Source organism: Roseomonas sp. TAS13 (genome assembly GCF_001950415.1).
Taxonomy (GTDB): Bacteria; Pseudomonadota; Alphaproteobacteria; order Acetobacterales; family Acetobacteraceae; genus Roseomonas; species Roseomonas mucosa.
Genome location: NZ_BDLP01000008.1, coordinates 17,181 through 35,936 on the forward strand (window position 1 = coordinate 17,181; position 18,756 = coordinate 35,936).

Consider the following 18,756-nt stretch of genomic DNA (forward strand, 5'->3'; position numbering starts at 1 on the left):
ATGTCCGCCAGTTCCACCGCGCCGCGCGACCTGAGCGCGCCGCCCACCATGCCGGGCCTGCTCGGCTTCAGCCGGGGCCAGGGCATCGCCCTGATCCTGCTGGTCGCCTTCCTGCTGGCGGGGCCCTTCGTCCTCTATCCCGTCTTCCTGATGAAGCTGCTCTGCTTCGCCCTCTTCGCCTGCGCCTTCAACCTGCTGATCGGCTATGTCGGCCTGCTCTCCTTCGGCCATGCCGCCTTCTTCGGCATGGGCGGCTACCTCGCCGCCCACGCGGCCAAGGTCTGGGGGCTGACGCCGGAGGTCTCGATCCTGGCCGGCGGCGTCGTCGGCGCCGTGCTGGGCCTCGCCTTCGGCTGGCTGGCGATCCGGCGGCAGGGCATCTACTTCGCCATGATCACCCTGGCCCTGGCGCAGATGGTCTTCTTCTTCTGCCTCCAGGCGCCCTTCACCCATGGCGAGGACGGCATCCAGTCCGTTCCGCGGGGGCGCCTCTTCGGGGTGATCGACCTCGCGCCGGACATGGCCATGTACTGGCTGGTGGCCGCGGTCTTCCTGATCGGCTTCCTGCTGATCCACCGCATCGTCCATTCTCCCTTCGGCCAGGTGCTGAAGGCGATCCGCGAGAACGAACCGCGCGCCACCTCGCTCGGCTACCGCGCCGACGACTACAAGCTGATGGCCTTCGTGCTCTCGGCGGCGCTGTCCGGCGTCGCGGGCGGCACCAAGTCGCTGGTCTTCGGCATCGCCACCCTCACCGATGTCCACTGGTCGATGAGCGGCGAGGTGGTGCTGATGACCCTGCTCGGCGGCCTCGGCACGCTGTTCGGCCCGGTGGTCGGCGCCGCGGTGATCGTGGCGATGCAGAACTACCTTGCCCCCTTCGGCGCCTGGGTGACGGTGATCCAGGGCGCCATCTTCGTCATCTGCGTCGTCGCCTTCCGCGCCGGCATCGTCGGCGAGATCGGGCGACTGCTGAAGACGAAGCTCTGAGGCTGGGCCTTGCGCCGTCCGGGGGACAAGGTGCCTGCTGACACCGGATCGCGCCGGAGAGCCATGCTTTCCGGCGGCGGATACGAACGGCGGGGTGCATGGATCATCGGCGGCGTCACGGTCCGGTGCCGGTGCTGGCCACTCCCTGCGCCTGCATGGGCCAGGGTCTTCCGCCCTGCCTGCCATCCCGGGCTTTAGGGTTTTAGGACTTTAGGTTTTTAGCCCTTTATCCGTCCGGATGGATGTTGGGCCTCGCCCCGTGGCGCGAGCGGATGCCGCCTGGGTTCGCACCTCCAGGGACCGGGCCAGAGCGGTGTGGTGTTGATTATATTCCTATATCCTGAGCCGGGCCTGGGAAGCAAGAGACATTGGGGGCGCGGCGGGATCGAACCTTCGGGCCGACGGTCACCGCGCGTGCCAGCTCATCGGGTCCAGGGCGCGCAGCGTCCTGGCGGTGAGGGGGTTCCGGGGCGAGAGGCGGAGCCTCTCCCCCGGGGGCAGGCCAAGGGGCACGACGCCGCCTTCATCCCCGCGCCCCTGGCCGCAGATGCTCCGCCAGGAAATCCACCAGGACGCGGATGCGGGCTGGCATGGTGGCGCCGCCGACGAAGACCGCGTGGATGCTTTCCCGGTCCTGCGGATTGTATTTCTCCAGCAGCGGCACCAGCCGTCCGGCGGCGATCTCGTCATCGATATGGAAATGGCCGACGCGGGTGATGCCGACGCCTTGCAGGGCGAGCTGCACCAGGGTCTCGCCGTTGTTCGCGGTCATGTTGCCGGAAACCCGCATCAGATAGTCCCGCCCACCCTCGCGAAAGGGCCAGCCGGGCTCGATGCGGCGGAAGCTGAAATCGAGGCAGTTGTGCCGGGCGAGATCGGCCGGCCGGCGCGGCACCCCCGCGCGGGCGAGGTATGCCGGCGAGGCCACCACGCTGCGCCCGGTATCCCCCAGCTTCCGGGCGGAAAGCGGGCTGTCGGCCAGCGGCCCGAAGCGGACGGCGACATCGGCGCGGCCGCCGAGCACGTCGGCGATCTGGTCGTTGATGTCGATCTCCACGCTGATGCCGGGATAGCGCTCCACGAAGGCCCCTAGCAGCGGCACGATCACCATCCGCCCATGCGCCATGGAGGTGCTGACCCGCACCCGCCCGCGTGGCGAGGCCTGGTCGGCGATGCCGCTTTCCACCTCGTCGAGGTCGGCCAGGATGCGGGTCGCGGCACGGAGATAGGCCTCCCCCTCGGCGGTCAGCCGCAGCCGGCGCGTCGTGCGCACCAGCAGGCGCACGCCCAGCCGTGCCTCGATGCGGGCGACGATGCGGCTGACGGCCGAGGGGGTGAGGCCCAGCGTACGGGCGGCGCCTGACAGGCTGCCTTCCCGCGCCACCGTGGCGAAGGCCTCCATCTCCCCCGCCCGATCTGTCCTTTCACGCGGCATCTGTGCCTCCGGCGCAAAGATCCTGGTCCGCCATCCCTACTACCGCGATGCACCAAAGCCGACCAAGTGCCGCGGCGGAACAATCCGGACCCTGTCCCATGAGTCTCAACCCACCGCTCCTGGCGCTGGCCATCGGTGCCTTCGGCATCGGCGTCACGGAATTCGCCCCGATGGGCATGCTGCCGGTGATCGCCGGCGACCTCGGCGTTTCCATCCCCAGGGCGGGGCTGCTGGTCAGCGCCTATGCGATGGGCGTTCTCCTCGGCGCGCCCCTGATGACGCTCGCCTTCGCCCGGATGCCGCGCCGGCGCCTGCTGATCGGGCTGATGGGCATCTTCACCCTCGGCAACATCCTGTCCGCCCTGGCGGGCGGCTACGGCATGCTGCTTCTCGCCCGCATCGTCACCTCCCTCAACCATGGCGCCTTCTTCGGCGTGGGTGCGGTGGTGGCGGCCGGCCTCGTCCCACCCGAGCGGCGCGCGGCGGCCGTCGCCGCCATGTTCTCGGGCCTGACCATCGCCACGATCGGCGGCGTGCCGCTGGCCACCTGGGCTGGCGAGGCGGTGGGCTGGCGCATCGCCTTCTGGGGCATCGCGGCGGTGGGCGTCCTCGCCATGATCGCGCTGCGCCTCTCCCTGCCGCCGCTGCCGGCCGAGGCCGGGGCCGACATGCGGGCGGAGCTTCGGGTGCTGCGGCGCGGGCCGGTGCTGGCCGCGCTGGGCCTGACCGTGCTGGGCGCCAGCGCCATGTTCACCGTCTTCACCTATATCGCCCCCATCCTGCGTGGCGAGACGGGGGCGGGCGCGGGTTTCGTGACGGCGATGCTGGTCATCTACGGCCTCGGCCTCGCCGCCGGGAACTGGCTGGGAGGCCGCCTGGCCGACCGTTCCATGGACGGCACGCTGATCGGTTCCCTGGCCGCGCTGGTGGTCCTGCTGCTGCTCTTCGCCGCCGGGATGCGCTGGGAGGCGACTGCGGCGCCGCTGATCTTCCTCTGGGGCGTGGCCAGCTTCGCCATCGTCCCGCCGTTGCAGATGCGGGTCGTGGCCACCGCCGCCGAGGCGCCGAACCTCGCTTCGGCGATGAACATCGGTGCCTTCAACCTGGGCAATGCCATCGGCGCGGCGCTCGGTGGCGGGGTGCTCGATGCCGGACTCGGCTATCCGGCGATCTCGGTCGCCGGGGCGGCCATGGCGGCGTCCGGCCTCGCCATGATGCTCCTTCTGCGGCGCCGGCGTCCGGTTCCCGCCATGGCCTGCGGCTGATCCGGGCCGCGTTCCTCCGGCGGCATCCCCGAGGGAGTCTCGCCCCGCCCCCTCTCCGCCGGGAACCGAAGCCGATCCCCGGCCCCCGGGGCTTGCATCGACTCCGTGCGATCACCGTCCGTCCGTGGCCTGCCCCCCCCGAAGAACAGGTGGAAACGCGGGGCGCCGCCTCAGCCCAGCAGGGCGATGCTGCCCAGGGTGGCGATCCCGGAATCCCGGAACCCCTCCAAGGCGACCTCCAGCGTGTCCCCGCCCCCGGGCAGCGGCGCGGCGATGCCACGGCAGGCATCGAGGATCACCACCGCCTCGAAACCCAGCGCCACCGCATCCCGCGCCGTGGCCGCGACGCAGAAATCCGTGGCCAGGCCGCACAGGAAGACGCGCCGCACGCCCAGGGCGCGCAGATAGCCGGGGAGGCCCGTGCCGGTTTCGCGGTCGTTCTCGGTGAAGCCGCTGTAGCTGTCCACCTCCCGCCGCATCCCCTTGCGGAAGATCGCCTGCAAGGGCCGCGTCTCCAGCGCCGGATGCAGGGCCGCACCGGGCGTGCCCTGCACGCAGTGGTCCGGCCACAGCGTCTGCGGGCCATAGGGGAAATCCACCATCTCGAAGGGCGCGCGGCCGGGATGCCGGCTGGCGAAGGAGAGATGGTCCGGCGGATGCCAGTCCTGCGTCGCCACCACCCGGCCGAAGCGCGGCATCAGCGCATTGGCCAGCGGCAGGATCGCGTCGCCATCGGGGACGGGAAGCGCGCCGCCCGGCATGAAATCGGGCTGCACGTCCACCACGATCAGGACATCGGTTTCCGGGTTCGGCGAGAGCGGCGTCGCGGACATGCCGACAGCTTCCCGCGCACGGCCCCCGCCGTCCAGCCTTCGCCCCGGATGCCCGGAGAGAGCTGCCCCGGCGGCGGGACCCTGTCCGCCCCGTGGCGCCGGACACCTTGCTGCTCTTCACGGCCAGCCAGCCCTTGCGACGGCCTGAAGCAATGCCTGGGCTTCTTCCGCGGCCCCGGGCGCACGCAAATTGCGGCATTCCGGTTGTCAGCGGAATTTTCCGTCGCGGCACTCATGCCGCACCCGCAAGAACCGGAAGCCCCCGTCCAGGCCCAGGATCGCATCCGTGCCATGCCGCATGCGCGAAGCGGCTGGCTTTCGCACCCGCGCGGACCTCAATAGGAAGGGAGGCGAGGTTACCGGTTGAGGGGTTCGGACGATGGACGACGTGGCCAAGATGACGCCCAAGGATTCGCGCACCGCGCGTGTCACGGCGGAGGAGGCTCTCGCCCTCCATGCCGAGGGCAAGCCGGGCAAGCTGGAGATCCGGCTCACCAAGCCGCTGATCACGGCGCGCGACCTGAGCCTCGCCTATTCCCCCGGCGTGGCCGAGCCCTGCCTGCACATCCATCGCGACCCGGCGCTGGCCTATGACTACACGGCCAAGGGCAACATGGTGGCGGTGATCTCCAACGGCACCGCCGTGCTCGGCCTGGGCAACCTGGGCGCGCTCGCCTCCAAGCCGGTGATGGAGGGCAAGGCCGCCCTGTTCAAGCGCTTCGCCGACGTGGACGCGGTGGACCTGTGCCTGAACACCGAGGACGTGGACGAGTTCGTCAACTGCGTGCGCTTCCTGGGCCCGTCCTTCGGCGGCATCAACCTGGAGGACATCAAGGCGCCCGAGTGCTTCGTCATCGAGCAGCGGCTGCGCGAGCTGCTGGACATCCCCGTCTTCCATGACGACCAGCACGGCACCGCCATCGTCGCCGCCGCCGGGCTGATCAACGCCTGCCACCTGACGGGCCGCGACCTGAGGACCACGAGGCTGGTGATCAACGGCGCCGGCTCCGCCGCCATCGCCTGCGCCGAGCTGGTGAAGGCGATGGGCATGCGCCCCGAGAACATCACCATGTGCGACACCAAGGGCGTGCTGTACCGGGGCCGCACCAACGGCATGAACCAGTGGAAGTCGGCCTATGCCATCGACACCGCGGCCCGCACCCTGTCGGATGCCATGGCCGGGGCGGATGCCTTCTTCGGCCTGTCCGTGAAGGGCGCGGTGACGCAGGACATGGTCCGCTCCATGGCGGACAAGCCGATCATCTTCGCCATGGCCAATCCGGACCCGGAGATCACCCCGGACGAGGCGAAGGCCGCCAAGCCCGACGCCATCGTCGCCACCGGCCGCTCCGACTATCCGAACCAGGTCAACAACGTCCTGGGCTTCCCCTTCATCTTCCGCGGCGCGCTGGACGTGCGGGCCAGCACCATCAACGACAGCATGAAGGTCGCCGCCGCCGAGGCGCTGGCCATGCTGGCGCGCGAGGACGTGCCGGAGGAGGTGGCCGCCGGCAGCGCGCTGCGCTTCGGGCCGGAATACATCATCCCCAACGCCTTCGACCCGCGCCTGATCTCCCATGTCTCGCCCGCCGTGGCCAAGGCGGCGATGGAGAGCGGCGTGGCGCGCCGCCCGATCGAGGACCTGCGCCGCTACACCCGCGGCCTGACCGGGCGGCTGGATGCGGCGGCGGGGGCGCTGGAGGCGATCACCGAGCGCGTCCGCGCCAACCCGAAGCGCGTCGTCTTCGCCGAGGGCGAGGAGGAGAAGGTGCTGCGCGCCGCCATCGCCTTCCGCAACGCGGGCTATGGCACACCCGTGCTGGTGGGGCGGGAGGACCGCATCATGGCCACCGCCGGCGCCCTCGGCCTGCCCTTCCCGGAGGGCGTGGAGATCCACAACGCCGCGCTGTCCGACAGCAACCGCCGCTATGCCGAGTACCTGTACGAGCGCAAGCAGCGCCAGGGCTTCCTGTTCCGCGACTGCCAGCGCGCGGTGAACCAGGACCGCCACGTCTTCGCCGCCTGCATGGTGGCGCTGGGCGACGCCGATGCCATGGTGACGGGCACCACCCGCTCCTACATCGAGACGCTGAAGGGCGTGACCATGGCGCTGGGCAAGGCCGCCGTGCCGGAAGGCTCGGAGGAGAGCGTGCTCTTCGGCCTGACCCTGATGCTGACCCGCGCCCGCGGCACGGTGCTGATCGCCGACACGGCGATCCATCCGCGCCCCGAGGCGGGGACCCTGGCCGCCATCGCCACCCAGTCCGCCGCGGCGGCCAAGCGCCTGGGGCTGGAGCCGCGCGTGGCCTTCCTCAGCTTCTCGAACTTCGGCGACGCGCGCACCTCCATCCCCACCAACATCCGCGATGCCGTGAAGCTGCTGGACGAGCGCGGGGCGGATTTCGAGTATGACGGGGAGATGACCGCCGACGTGGCGCTCGACCCCGCGCTGCGCTCCCTCTACCCCTTCTGCCGGCTGAACGGCCCGGCGAACGTGCTGATCATGCCGGGGCTGCACGCCGCCCATATCCTCAGCAAGGCGGTGCCGCGCCTGACCAGCGCCACCACCATCGGCCCGGTGCTGATGGGGCTGGAGAAGCCGGCCCAGATCGTGCCGATCTCGGCGGGCGTGAACCAGATCCTGGACATGGCCTGCCTGGCCGCGCACGACGCCATCGGCCGGTAGGCGAGAGGGCTCCGGGCGGGCATCAGGCCCGCCCACGCGAAAACCCCCGGCCTGGAAGATCCAGGCCGGGGGTTTTTCGTCTTCCGTCCGCCTCCCGGCCGCCTCGCCGCGAAGGGCGCCGCCAGCCGGACAGGGCGGGGTCAGAAGTTCTGCAGGCTCGCCATCTGGACGGGCCGGACCTCGACCATGACGACACCGGCATCGATCATGCCCAGCGCCTCGGCGGTGGCCGGGCTCAGGTCGATCACGCGGTTGCCGACATAGGGGCCACGATCCTCGATCTTCACCGTCGCGGTGCGCCCGTTCTGCAGGTTCGTCACCTGCACGGTCGTGCCGAGCGGCAGGGTGCGGCTCGCCGCGGAATTGGAATCCCGGTCGAAACGCTCGCCATTGGCCATCTTCCGGCCATGGAACCGGTCGGCGTAATAGGAGGCGGGACCACGCTGGACCTTCATCCCCTTCCTGGCGGAAACGGCGGGCTCAAGGCGCATCACCACTTCCTCGGGCCCTTCGTTCGCCCGGGCCATGCCCGGCGCAACCGACAGGGCCATCCCCAGACCCAGGCACGCTGCCAGCACTGTCTTACCCCTCACGCCCCTACGCCGCTCCTCTGTCGCGCAGGGGCGGGCATGGCGGGTTTAAATTTTTCGCGCAATCTTGAAACGCAAAACTGTTTCTGATCCGTTTTTAATATGGAAACCGGATCATTGAGCGGCGCGGATGATGATTCCCGCGGAGGTTGAAATGCAGCCGCGCACCGAGAGCTTCAGATGGGGGGTGTCGCCGGGATCGATCGGCAGGGGCCAGATCCCCTGCCCGGCAAAGGGCGGCAGGTCCACGAAACGGTCGAGCAAGCCGCTCCCTGGCTCGTAGTCCATCGGCAGCGGCGCGTGCCCGGCCGCCTCCAGGCGCCGCATCAGCGTCTCCAGGTGGCGGCGCCGGAATAGTACGGTCTTGCCCTTCTCCACCCCCGGCCCGTCGTCGAGCAGGTTGAACTCCGTGGTATGCACGGCCACGCCCCCGGGCTTCAGGCAGCGCATGGCCCGCAGCACGAAGTCCAGCCCGGCCTCCACCGTACCCAGATGCTCGAAGGAGCAGACGGACCAGACGAAGTCGAACTCGCCCCGCATCAGCTCGGCCGGGATATGGGCCATGTCCACCGGCCGGAACGCCACGCGCGCCTCGAAATCCTCGCGCCCGATCAGATGCGGGTGGAACAGGTGCTCCCGCGCCGACATGTGCTGCGCGGTCCGGATCCATTCCCGCGCGCGCGGGTCGCCCGCCGGCAGGTCGGTGGCCAGCACCTCCACCCCGTCGGCGGCGAAGATGCAGGGCAGCAGTTCCTCCCCCACCGCGAAGCCCAGGCCGCGCCGCCCCGGCGCCAGCATCCCGGCCTCCCAGAGTGCCTGGGGCACGAAGCAGTCCTCCCAGACCTTCCGGTGATAGAGGGGTGCGATGTGCTGCCGGGCGCACCAGTGGTGCAGCCAGGGCGCCTCGACGTCAGCCTGGCGGCAGAGGCGCCCGGTCAGCCCGGCAGGCCGGGGCTCGCCCGGCGCCGCCATGCCATAGCCGGCCAGCCCCGCCTCATAGGCCCGGCGCGCCAGCAGGGAGCCCAGGATCTTGGTGTTCCAGGCAGCCAGCGCGGCCTCGCGCCGGCGCACCCGCCCCATCGACAACCAGCGAAACACCCGTGGCCCGCCCTCGCTCCGTCAGAAGAGCCTGTGTGCCCGTTTCGCGCAGGCCGGGAAAGTCTGCCCCTTCCTCCTCGCGCAGCGCGACTTGGCACCTGGAGGCGTCTTTTCCGTCATGGCGCTTGCCTCCCCGCCGCGGTGCGAGGCCATGGCGCTTTTGGCCATGGCAGGCAGAGGGGCCTGGCAGGGCCGGGGCACCGCCCCGGCCGCCTTGCCTCCGCAGGACGCCGTCCGGGGATCAGCGGCTCGGATAGGTCCGGGGATAGGTGATCTGGTCCGGCGGGCCCGGCGCGCGGATGGGGCCGCTGCGGCCGCAGGCGGCGAGCGCCAGGGAGGCTGCGAGCAGGAGCAGGGCGGCCCGCATCATGCGAGCCGTGCCTTCCATTCCGCCGCCATGGCCGCGACATTGGCCGGGGCCGTGCCGCCATAGGAGGTGCGGGAGTTCACCGAGGCCTCGACGCTCAGCACGTCATAGACGCCCTGGTGGATGCGCGGCTCGGCGCTGCGCAGGTCTTCGAGCGAGAGCCCGGCGAGGTCCACGTCCTTCTGCTCCGCCAGGGCGACGAGGCGGCCGGTGACGTGGTGGGCGTCCCGGAAGGGCAGCTTCAGTTCCCGCACCAGCCAGTCGGCAAGGTCGGTGGCGGTGGAGAACCCCGCCCCGGCGGCCGCCTTCAGCCGCGCCATGTCCGGCCGCATGTCCCGCACCATGCCGGCGGTGGCGGCCAGCGACAGGGACAGCGAGGCGGCGGCGTCGAAGATGCCTTCCTTGTCCTCCTGCATGTCCTTGCCATAGGTCAGCGGCAGGCCCTTCATCACCGTCAGCAGCCCGACCAGCGCCCCGGTGATGCGGCCCGGCTTGGCCCGCACCAGCTCCGCCGCATCCGGGTTGCGCTTCTGCGGCATGATCGAGGAGCCGGTCGTATAGGCGTCGGTCAGGCGGACGAAGCCGAAATACGGGTTCGTCCAGATCACGAATTCCTCGGCCAGCCGCGAGAGATGCACGGCGCAGATGGCGCAAGCCGAGAGGAACTCCAGCGCATAGTCGCGCGAGGCCACCGAATCCAGGCTGTTGCGGGTCGGCCCGTCGAAGCCCAGCGCCGCCGCCGTCATGTGCCGGTCGATCGGGAAGCCGGTGCCGCAGAGCGCGGCGGCGCCGAGCGGGCTTTCGTTCATCCGGGCGCGGCAGTCGGCGAGGCGCGAGCGGTCGCGCGACAGCATCTCGACATAGGCCAGCAGGTGGTGCCCCAGCGTGGTGGGCTGCGCCGGCTGCAAATGGGTGAAGCCCGGCATCACCGTGGCGGCGTGCTCCGAGGCCCGTTCCACCAGCGCCCGCATCGTGTCGGCGATCTGCGCATCGAGTCCGTCGATGGCGTCGCGGGTCCAGAGCCGGACATCCAGCGCCACCTGGTCGTTGCGCGACCGGGCCGTATGCAGGCGCTTGCCGGCCTCGCCGATGCGCTCGGTCAGGCGGGCCTCCACATTCATGTGGATGTCCTCCAGCGCCTCGGAGAAGGGGAACTCGCCGCGCTCGATCTCCCCGGCGATGGCCTCCAGCCCGTCGCGGATGCTAGTCTCGTCCTCCGGGGAGATGATTCCCACATGGGCGAGCATGGCGGCATGGGCGAGGCTGCCGCGGATGTCCTGGCGCCACATCTCCCGGTCGAAGCCGATCGAGGCGTTGATGGCCTGCATGACCGCCGAGGGCCCGCCCGCATAGCGGCCGCCCCACTGACTGTTGCTGTTGCTGGACACGAGTGGAGGACTTCCCGTGCTGAGGATCGGACGCCGCCAAGCCCTTTTCGCCACGCTGACGGCCGGGACCTCGGCAGGGGCAGTGTTGAGCATGGCCCTCCCGCCCCGTCCAGCCTCCGCGCAAGGATCGGCCCTGTTGGGCCAGCTGGTCGAGGGGCCGCCCCGGGCGCTGCCGGAGCTTTCCTTCACCGATGAGGAGGGCACGCGGAAGAGCGTGGCCGATTTCGCCGGCAAGGGGCTGGTGGTGAATTTCTGGGCCACCTGGTGCGCCCCCTGCGTGGAGGAGATGCCCTCCCTCGACCGCCTCCAGGAGTTGGTGGAGCGGGAAGGCATCCTGGTCCTGCCGCTGTCCTCCGACCGGGGCGGCGCGTCCCAGGTGCGCGGCTTCTATGCCCGGACGCGGGTGAGGAACCTGGATATCTGGCTGGACCCGCAGGGGGCCGCCGGGCGGGCGCTCGGCGTGCGCGGGCTGCCGACCACGCTGGTGCTGGACCGGCAGGGGCGGGAGGTGGCCCGGCTGGAAGGCTCCGCCGACTGGAGCGCGCCGGAGAAGCTGGAAGCCATACGCCGCCTGCTCGCCGCCCCGGCACCGGAACGCCCCACTTCCACGTGAGGCACCCTCCGCCCCGGCATCCCGGCGGGCGGGCGAACGTCTTCATGACGACAACCACGCAAGGAGAAGGCGAGGCGATGGCCGAACCCGAGGTGAAGGTCGAGGGCGACAGCGAGGCCGCCGTGGCCCTGGTCCTGTTGCAGCTCATCATGAAATCGGAGCCGGACCCGTCGCGCTGCGACCGGGACTGGATCCTGTCCACCTATGCCGACTGCCTCGCCGTCGTGAACGGGGCGGAGGTCGAATACGAGGACGAGGAAGAGGACGGGGAGGAGGAAGCCAGGGAGGGCTGAGCCCTCCCGGCGCCCGCGGGGATCAGCCGGAACCGTGCGGCGGTGGAGAGGCCCCCGGAATCAGCGGAAGCGCGCCGGGGAGAAAGGCGCGACCGGGATCTCCGGCGCTCGTCCGGCCACCATCTGCGCCACCAGCCGCCCGGTGCGCGGCCCGGCCACCAGCCCGACATGGCCATGGCCGAAGGCATGGATCACATCCGGCGAGCGGCGCGAGGGGCCGAGGCAGGGCATGCCGTCCGGCGTCGAGGGGCGGTGGCCCATCCAGACCTCCACCCGCTCCGCCGGCAGGTCGCGCGGCAGGCCGGGAAAGGATTTCAGCAGGTGATCGCGCAGGATCTCCGCGCGCCGCCAGTCGGGGGCGGCGTCCAGCCCCGCGATCTCCACCTGCCCGGCGCAGCGCAGCCCGCCGCGCGTCAGGGTGATGGCCATCTTGCCGTCCGAGGGCATGAGCGGATGGCGTGGCGACACCTCCGGATCGCGCAGCACGGCGTGGTAGCCGCGCTCCGTTTCCAGCGGCACGTAATCCCCCACCGCCGCGGCGAGGCGCCGGGAACGCGCGCCCGCGCTGATCACCGCCGCGTCGCAGGCGATCTCGCCCGCCGGCGTGCCCACCGCGGTCAGCCGTTCGCCATCGATGCGGAAGCCCGTGGCGCAGGTTCGCAGCAGTGCCGCGCCCTGCGCCTGGGCCTGCGCCACCAGCGCCGCCACCAGCCCGCCGGGGTCGGTGCAGTGCCCGCCCTCCTCGACCAGCACGCCGAAGCCGTAGCGGTGCGACAGCTCGGGCTCGCGCTGGTGCAGTTCCTCCGCCGAGAGCTCGACCCACCGGATGCCGACCTGCCGCCGGATGCGCCAGCCCATCGCCTCGGCCTCGAACTCGGCCCGCGACGGGTAGATGTAGATGTCGCCGCGCTGCTGCACGAGGCCGCCGACCCCGGATTCCTCCGCCAGCCGCCGGTGCAGCGCCGGCGCGTCATGCAGCAGCGGCGCCATCGCCCGCGCCACGCGCAGCACGCGCTCCTCCGTCCAGCCCGCCGCCAGGTAGCGCGCCAGCCAGGGCGCCACCTTCGGGAAGTACTTCCAGCGGATCGCCAGCGGCCCCAGCGGGTCGCGCAGATAGCCCGGCACCTTGCGCCACACCCCCGGCCCGGCCGGCGGGATCACCGACTGCACCGAGAGCCAGCAGCCGTTGCCGTAGCTCGCCGCCTGTGGCCCGCCCGGATCGCCCGGCTCCAGGATCGTCACGCGGTGCCCGTCGCGCAGCAGCTCCAGCGCCGAGGCCGCGCCCACGATCCCCGCCCCGATCACCACGACATGTCGACTCATCGGTCTCGCACTTCCATCCGTCGCTCTCTCGGGGGAAGGCTCCGCCTTCCCCCGGACCTTCCACTCGTGGCGCTTCCCGCCGCCGGCGGTTGCGGGCACCACACGGCGCCATGCCCGATCAATCGTCCTTCACCGGACCACCCGCGTCAGAGCGGCGCCCCTTCCGGCATGTCGCGCCCGACCGAGAGCGCCCGCGGGTCGAGGAAGCAGTGGATCACCGCCGGCAGGCCGGAGGCCAGGGCACGCTCGAAGGCCGGGGCGAATTCCGCCGTGCTGCGCACCGTCTCGCCATGGCCGCCGAAGGCGCGGGCATAGGCGGCGAAGTCCGGGTTCCGCAGCTTCGTCGCGGAAACGCGGCCGGGATACTCGCGCTCCTGATGCATGCGGATGGTGCCGTACATGCCGTTGTCCACCACCACGGTGATGCTGGCGATGCCGTGCTGCACGGCGGTCGCGATCTCCTGGCCCGTCATCAGGAAGTCGCCGTCGCCCGCGATGCAGAGCGCGATCGCATCGGGCCGCACGCGCTTGGCCATGATCGCCGCCGGCACGCCATAGCCCATGGAGCCGGAGGTGGGCGCGAGCTGCGTGCCGAGCCGCGAGAAGCGGTAGTGCCGGTGCATCCAGCCGGCGAAGTTGCCGGCGCCGTTGCACAGCGCGCTGTCGCCCGGCAGGCGCTCGCGCAGCCAGGCCATCACCTCGCCGTACTGGAAGTCGCCCGGGAGCCGGCGCGGCGTTTCCGACCAGGCGAGGTAGTCGGCATGGCCCTGGCGCGCATCCTCCGCCCAGGGGATGGAGGCGGGCGGCGCGAGATCGCCCAGCGCGGCGCAGAAGGCACGCGGGCCGGACTGGACGGCGAGCGTGGGCACATAAACGCGGCCGAGCTCCTCCGCGCCCGGATGCACATGCACGAGCGCCTGCCTCGGCACGGGAATGTCGAGCAGCGTGTAGGAAGAGGACGGCATCTCCGACATCCGCCCGCCCAGCAGCAGGATCAGGTCGGCCTCCTTCACCCGCGCCGCCAGCTTCGGCGAGGGACCGATGCCGAGATCGCCCACATAGAACGGATGGTCCCAGCGCATCCGGTCGGCGCGGCGGAAGGAGGTGCAGGTGGCGAGGCTCCAGCGCCCGGCGAAGTCGCCATAGGCGTCCACCGCCGCCTGGTCCCAGCCGGTGCCGCCCAGGATGGCCAGCGGCCGCTTCGCCGCGCGCAGCATCCCGCCCAGCCGCTCCATGTCGGCGGGCAGCGGCGCGGCCTGGGCCGGCTCCACGCGCGGCGCGTCGGGCACGTCGGCCGTCTCGACCAGCATGTCCTCTGGCAGGGCGATGACCACCGGGCCGGGGCGGCCCTGCATCGCCACGCGGAAGGCGCGGGACACGATCTCCGGCACGCGGTCGGGCGTGTCGATCTCGGTCGTCCATTTGCACATGGTGCCGAAGACGGCGCGGTAGTCGAGCTCCTGGAAGGCCTCGCGCTCCCGCATCTCGCGTGCGATCTGGCCGACGAACAGGATCATCGGCGTCGAATCCTGCATGGCGATGTGCACGCCGCAGGAGGCGTTGGTGGCGCCCGGCCCGCGCGTCACGAAGCAGATGCCGGGCCGCCCCGTCATCTTGCCGCAGGCCTCGGCCATGATCGCCGCACCGCCTTCCTGGCGGCAGGTGATCACGTCGATGCTGGCACCGTGCAGCGCGTCCAGCACGGCGAGGTAGCTTTCGCCCGGCACGCAGGTGACATGCTCCACGCCCTGGGCCACGAGCTGGTCGACGAGGATCTGTCCTCCGGTCCGCGCGCTCATTTCCGGTTCTCCCGCTGGATACGGCGGCAATGTTCGAGCGCCGCCTCGATCAGGTTGTCGCTGGCCTCCGGCGTGCGGAAGGCGGAATGGGCCGAAAGGGTCACGTTCGGCAGCTTCGTCAGGGGATGGTTGGGCGGCAGCGGCTCGACGGCGAAGACATCGAGCCCGGCATGGGCGAGCTTGCCCGAGCCCAGCGCGTCCATCATCGCGTTCTCGTCCACCACGGCGCCGCGCGCGGTGTTGACCAGGATGGCGCCGTCGCGCATCGCGGCGATCCGCTCGCGCGACAGGAAGCCGCGCGTGCCGTCGTTCAGCAGCAGATGCACGGAAAGCACGTGGCTCTCGGCCAGCAGCCGCTCCAGCGGCACGAACTCCACCCCCTCGCCGTCGCGCGGCGTGCGGTTCCAGGCGATCACCTTCATGCCGATGCCGCGTGCCAGCCGCGCCATCTCCGCCCCGATGCCGCCATAGCCCAGCAGGCCCAGCGTCTTGCCGGTGAGCTGCATGCCCTCCATCCGCAGCCACTGGCCGCCGCGCATGGCGCCGTCCATCGCCGCCAGGCTCTTGGCGGCCGCCCACATCAGGGCGAAGGCCATCTCGGCCACGGCGGTGTCGCCATAGCCCTTGATGATGTGCACGGAGATTCCGCGCGCCGCCTCCAGTTCCTCCGGATTCATGTAGGACCGGGCCCCGGTGCCGAGGAAGACGACATGCCTCAGCCCCTTGCACTTCAGGGCGATATCGGTCGGCAGGTGCGTGTGGTCGATGATGGCGATCTCCGCATCGCCCAGCACGGCCGGAATCCGGTCCGGCGTCACATCCACGTCGCGATGGATGCGCAGATCCACCCCGCCACCGGCATTCAGCCGCTCCGCCACATCCGCCAGCGCGTCGCTGGCATCCACGAAGACCGCACGCATCCTCAACCTCCTGCTTCCTCGGCGAGCGGCAGCGGTCCGGCCCGCGCCATTCCTTCCGCCCGCATCACATGCGCCGCCAGGGCATTGCCGGTGTAGATCTCGGCATAGCCCGCCTTGATGACCTCGGTGATCTGGTCGAGCCGACGGCCGATATGCCGGCGCAGCAGCGCCTCCGCCGCCTCGCCTTCCCCGCCCGCCAGCAGGCGCAGGATCTCCAGATGCTCGCCCTGCGTGCCGCCGCGCCGGTTCTGCATGTCGATCCAACGCACGAAGCGGATGCGCTCGTTCAGTCCGCGCAGCGCCCGCACCAGCTCCCCGTTGCCGGAAAGCGCGGCCAGCCGCTCGTGGAACTCCTCGTCCAGCGAAAGCAGCCGCAGCGCCTGGGCATCGTCCTCCGGCTCGTCGCGGCTGCGCCGGGCGAAATCCCGCAGCGCCCCCAGCGCCTCCGGCGTGGCGCGCTCCGCCGACAGGCGCAGCGCCCCGGCCTCCAGCACGGCGCGGTATTCGTACAGCCGCAGCACCTGCGCCGCGTCCAGCGGACGGACATGGTAGCCACGGTTGGCCGTGGCCAGCAGGAAGCCTTCCGAGGCCAGGCGGTTCAGCGCCTCCCGCAGCGGCGTGCGGCTGACACCGAAGCGGCGCGCCAGCTCGACCTCGTTGATCCGCTCGCCCGGGCGCAGGTGATAGGCGGCCACCATCGCCTTCAGCCGCTCGTGAAGGCGGTCGGCCGACCGCTGGATGGCGGTGGAAAGCGTCACGGGCCAGGCGGTCCTGAGGGTGTGTCTGTCTGCATCCAGAAGTGAATACATTTACGGACCACCTGACAAGCCCTTCCTGGCGGCCCAGGATCGGCACATCCCGACCCGCCGCCCGACAGGCGGCTCCTCCGCGACCGATGACAAGGGCCCCGCCATGCCTCCATCCCCCCGCCCCTCCCCCCAGCCGGACCACGCGAAGGGGCACCCGGCATGAGGGAGCCGCACTACTTCGAGGATTTCGCGGATGGGCAGGTCTTCCGCTCGGGGCCCTACCGGATGGAGCGGGACGCCATCATCGCCTTCGCCCGGGAATTCGACCCGCAGCCGCAGCACCTGGGCGAGGAGGAAGCGGCCCGCAGCCAGTTCGGACAACTCGTGGCCAGCGGCTGGCACACCGCCGCCGTCTCGATGCGGCTGTTCATCCAGGACGCCCTGCCGCCCATCGCCAGGGGCGGCCAGGGGCTGGGACTGGAGAACCTGGTCTGGGTGCGCCCGGTGAAGCCCGGCGACGAGCTGCATGTGGAGGTGGAGGTGCTGTCGATGCGCCCCTCACGCTCCCGCCCCGACCAGGGCATCCTGAAGGCCCGCATCATCACGAAGAACCAGGCGGAGGAAGTGGTCCAATCCACCGTCACCTCGGCCCTGGTCCCGCGCCGCGCGGCTGGCTGATCCGGGCGGCTCCCCTTGGCAGCCGGTCCGCGCTTCACGGTCCTGACGTTGCGCCGCCCCGGGGGGAGAGGCGCCGCCTTTCCCCCGGTCCCACTCCGTCAGGACGCTGCGGGCCCTGGCTCCCTTTCGCTGGCTCACCTTGATGCCGGATCGCGCCGGAAGGCTGCCGCTACCGACCCTGGTCCCGCAGGATGGCATCGAGGCGCGGATAGACGCGGCGGGCGTTCAGCTCGAAGACCTTGTGCTTGTCCGCCGCCGGGATGGGCAGCGCGTCGATGTAGCGCTTCGTGTCGTCGAAGTAGTGGCCGGTTTCCGGATCGATCCCGCGCACCGCCCCGACCATTTCCGACCCGAACAGGATGTTGTCGATGTCGATCACCCGGAACAGCAGGTCGATGCCCGGCTGGTGATAGACGCAGGTGTCGAAGAACACGTTCCGCATCACGTGCTCGGCCAGCGGCGGGCGCTTCAGCATGTCGGCCAGCCCGCGGTAGCGGCCCCAGTGATAGGGCACCGCGCCGCCGCCATGCGGGATGACGAAGCGCAGCGCCGGGAAGTCCCGGAACAGGTCGCCTTCCAGGAACTGCATGAAGGCGGTGGTGTCGGCGTTGATGTAGTGGGCGCCGGTCGCGTGGAAGTTGCAGTTGCAGGAGCCGGAGACGTGGATCATCGCCGGCACGTCCAGCTCGACCATCTTCTCGAAGAACGGATACCAGGCCCGGTCGGTGAGCGGTGGCCCGGCCCAGTGCCCGCCCGACGGGTCCGGGTTCAGGTTGCAGCCGATGAAGCCCAGCTCCGTCACGCAGCGCTCCAGCTCCGCGATGGAATGGGTGATCGACACACCCGGCGACTGCGGCAACTGGCAGACGCCCACGAAGTGCTGCGGAAAGAGGTCCACCACGCGCTTGATCAGGTCGTTGCAGCGCCGCGTCCAGGCCTGGCTCACCGCTTCGTCGCCGACATGGTGTGCCATGGTGGAGGCGCGCGGGCTGAAGATCGTCAGGTCGGCGCCGCGTTCGCGCAGCAGGCGCAACTGGTTCTTCTCCACCGTCTCGCGGATCTCGTCGTCGGAAATATCGGGATAGGCGGGATCGACATCGCCCCCGGCCTTGAAGGCCGCTGTCTGCGCCTCGCGCCAGCGGTCATGGGCGGCCGGCGCCGTGGTGTAGTGGCCATGGCAGTCGATGATCATGCGCGGTCCTCCCGGAACCCCTGCTTCGTTTCGGCGGCGCCAAAGGCCCGGTCCGCCACGGAAGGCGTGGTTCCTCCCCATGGCCGCGTCCCGCACCGGGCTGTCGCGGAACTTCTACAGGAGGCCAGGGAGGGCCGTGCTATCGGTTTTCCCGGCGTTCCTATCACCGGACGGCATAGCAGCCGTCGCGGATGACGCCGGGCGTTGCGCTTCGTGGCTAGCCGCCGGGGGATAGGCGCTGCCTCTCCACCCGGAAACCCTCTCCGCCGGGGACATCGTATGTCCCCGGACCCCGCCTTTCGTTGGCTCCGCGTGGGGGCCGTCAGCCTGCGGGTTGATCCCTGGGAACAGGTGGAGAGGCGGGGCTCCCGAAAAGAAGAAAGACACCTTGTCCACGCTGGCGGCACCAGCAGCCCGCCGGAGAGCCATGCTCTCCGGCGTGATCCGGCGTCAGCGGGCGCCAACTCATCGGGTCCAGGGCCCGCAGGGTCCTGGCGGATAGGGGGTCCGGGGGAAAGGCAGCGCCTTTCCCCCGGG

General features: G+C 70.8%; 17 protein-coding genes. 6 read left to right on the forward strand and 11 right to left on the reverse strand.

What is annotated here, in order from left to right; all coding sequences use genetic code 11:
• A complete protein-coding gene (locus ROTAS13_RS01560; protein ID WP_058389363.1) occupies positions 1–990 on the forward strand; it encodes a branched-chain amino acid ABC transporter permease in 990 nt (329 codons plus the stop codon).
• Positions 991–1,513: 523 nt separating this feature from the next.
• Here the strand turns inward: ROTAS13_RS01560 and ROTAS13_RS01565 are convergent.
• Positions 1,514–2,425, reverse strand: coding sequence for a LysR family transcriptional regulator (locus ROTAS13_RS01565; protein WP_075821364.1), 912 nt, complete (start codon positions 2,423–2,425; stop codon positions 1,514–1,516).
• Positions 2,426–2,523: 98 nt separating this feature from the next.
• On the opposite strand from ROTAS13_RS01565, the gene ROTAS13_RS01570 reads away from it, so the two are divergent.
• Complete coding sequence (locus ROTAS13_RS01570; RefSeq protein WP_075821365.1) at positions 2,524–3,690, forward strand: MFS transporter; 1,167 nt, start codon at positions 2,524–2,526, stop codon at positions 3,688–3,690.
• A gap of 170 nt (positions 3,691–3,860) precedes the next feature.
• Here the strand turns inward: ROTAS13_RS01570 and pncA are convergent, their stop codons facing one another.
• The gene (pncA, locus tag ROTAS13_RS01575; protein ID WP_058389381.1) at positions 3,861–4,523 is read right to left on the reverse strand and encodes a bifunctional nicotinamidase/pyrazinamidase; all 663 of its coding nucleotides are present in this window, start codon (positions 4,521–4,523) and stop codon (positions 3,861–3,863) included.
• Positions 4,524–4,902: 379 nt separating this feature from the next.
• On the opposite strand from pncA, the gene ROTAS13_RS01580 reads away from it, so the two are divergent.
• Positions 4,903–7,209: an NADP-dependent malic enzyme gene (locus ROTAS13_RS01580; protein WP_075821366.1), complete on the forward strand. Its 2,307-nt coding sequence runs from the start codon at positions 4,903–4,905 to the stop codon at positions 7,207–7,209.
• A 140-nt stretch (positions 7,210–7,349) separates the two neighbouring features.
• Here ROTAS13_RS01580 and ROTAS13_RS01585 read toward each other — a convergent pair whose 3' ends face one another.
• From ROTAS13_RS01585 to argH, 4 genes are all read right to left on the reverse strand, one after another.
• Entirely contained in the window at positions 7,350–7,802 is a 453-nt protein-coding gene (locus ROTAS13_RS01585) for a septal ring lytic transglycosylase RlpA family protein (protein WP_075821367.1), read from the reverse strand.
• 111 nt (positions 7,803–7,913) lie between these two features.
• Positions 7,914–8,897 (reverse strand): cyclopropane-fatty-acyl-phospholipid synthase family protein, encoded by a 984-nt coding sequence (locus ROTAS13_RS01590; protein ID WP_126281895.1) that lies wholly within the window; start codon positions 8,895–8,897, stop codon positions 7,914–7,916.
• A gap of 241 nt (positions 8,898–9,138) precedes the next feature.
• Entirely contained in the window at positions 9,139–9,267 is a 129-nt protein-coding gene (gene lptM, locus ROTAS13_RS27955; protein ID WP_019460781.1) for an LPS translocon maturation chaperone LptM, read from the reverse strand.
• Positions 9,264–10,652: an argininosuccinate lyase gene (gene argH / locus ROTAS13_RS01595; protein ID WP_019460780.1), complete on the reverse strand. Its 1,389-nt coding sequence runs from the start codon at positions 10,650–10,652 to the stop codon at positions 9,264–9,266. Before argH ends, lptM begins: the two co-directional genes overlap by 4 nt.
• A gap of 136 nt (positions 10,653–10,788) precedes the next feature.
• Here argH and ROTAS13_RS01600 point away from each other — a divergent pair, with 136 nt between their 5' ends.
• Both ROTAS13_RS01600 and ROTAS13_RS01605 read left to right on the forward strand, forming a co-directional pair.
• Positions 10,789–11,265 carry a TlpA disulfide reductase family protein gene (locus ROTAS13_RS01600; RefSeq protein ID WP_019460779.1) on the forward strand — a complete coding sequence of 159 codons (477 nt, stop codon included), beginning with the start codon at positions 10,789–10,791 and terminating at the stop codon, positions 11,263–11,265.
• Positions 11,266–11,309: 44 nt separating this feature from the next.
• On the forward strand, positions 11,310–11,558 hold the full coding sequence (locus tag ROTAS13_RS01605; protein ID WP_139323244.1) for a hypothetical protein: 249 nt from the start codon (positions 11,310–11,312) through the stop codon (positions 11,556–11,558).
• Positions 11,559–11,618: 60 nt separating this feature from the next.
• Here ROTAS13_RS01605 and ROTAS13_RS01610 read toward each other — a convergent pair whose 3' ends face one another.
• The 4 genes from ROTAS13_RS01610 to ROTAS13_RS01625 all read right to left on the reverse strand — a co-directional run bounded on the left by ROTAS13_RS01610 (position 11,619) and on the right by ROTAS13_RS01625 (position 16,358).
• The gene (locus ROTAS13_RS01610; RefSeq protein WP_026033122.1) at positions 11,619–12,881 is read right to left on the reverse strand and encodes an FAD-binding oxidoreductase; all 1,263 of its coding nucleotides are present in this window, start codon (positions 12,879–12,881) and stop codon (positions 11,619–11,621) included.
• Positions 12,882–13,027: 146 nt separating this feature from the next.
• Positions 13,028–14,680, reverse strand: a complete 1,653-nt coding sequence (locus ROTAS13_RS01615) for a thiamine pyrophosphate-binding protein (protein ID WP_058389382.1) — start codon at positions 14,678–14,680, stop codon at positions 13,028–13,030.
• Positions 14,677–15,600, reverse strand: a complete 924-nt coding sequence (locus tag ROTAS13_RS01620) for an NAD(P)-dependent oxidoreductase (protein WP_058389383.1) — start codon at positions 15,598–15,600, stop codon at positions 14,677–14,679. Before ROTAS13_RS01620 ends, ROTAS13_RS01615 begins: the two co-directional genes overlap by 4 nt.
• 2 nt (positions 15,601–15,602) lie before the next feature.
• The gene (locus ROTAS13_RS01625; protein ID WP_058389384.1) at positions 15,603–16,358 is read right to left on the reverse strand and encodes a GntR family transcriptional regulator; all 756 of its coding nucleotides are present in this window, start codon (positions 16,356–16,358) and stop codon (positions 15,603–15,605) included.
• Between the two features lie 210 nt (positions 16,359–16,568).
• On the opposite strand from ROTAS13_RS01625, the gene ROTAS13_RS01630 reads away from it, so the two are divergent.
• Positions 16,569–17,027 carry a MaoC family dehydratase gene (locus tag ROTAS13_RS01630; protein ID WP_019460773.1) on the forward strand — a complete coding sequence of 153 codons (459 nt, stop codon included), beginning with the start codon at positions 16,569–16,571 and terminating at the stop codon, positions 17,025–17,027.
• A gap of 169 nt (positions 17,028–17,196) precedes the next feature.
• Here the strand turns inward: ROTAS13_RS01630 and ROTAS13_RS01635 are convergent, their stop codons facing one another.
• Positions 17,197–18,219 (reverse strand): amidohydrolase family protein, encoded by a 1,023-nt coding sequence (locus ROTAS13_RS01635; protein ID WP_019460772.1) that lies wholly within the window; start codon positions 18,217–18,219, stop codon positions 17,197–17,199.
• Positions 18,220–18,756: the final 537 nt, after the last annotated feature.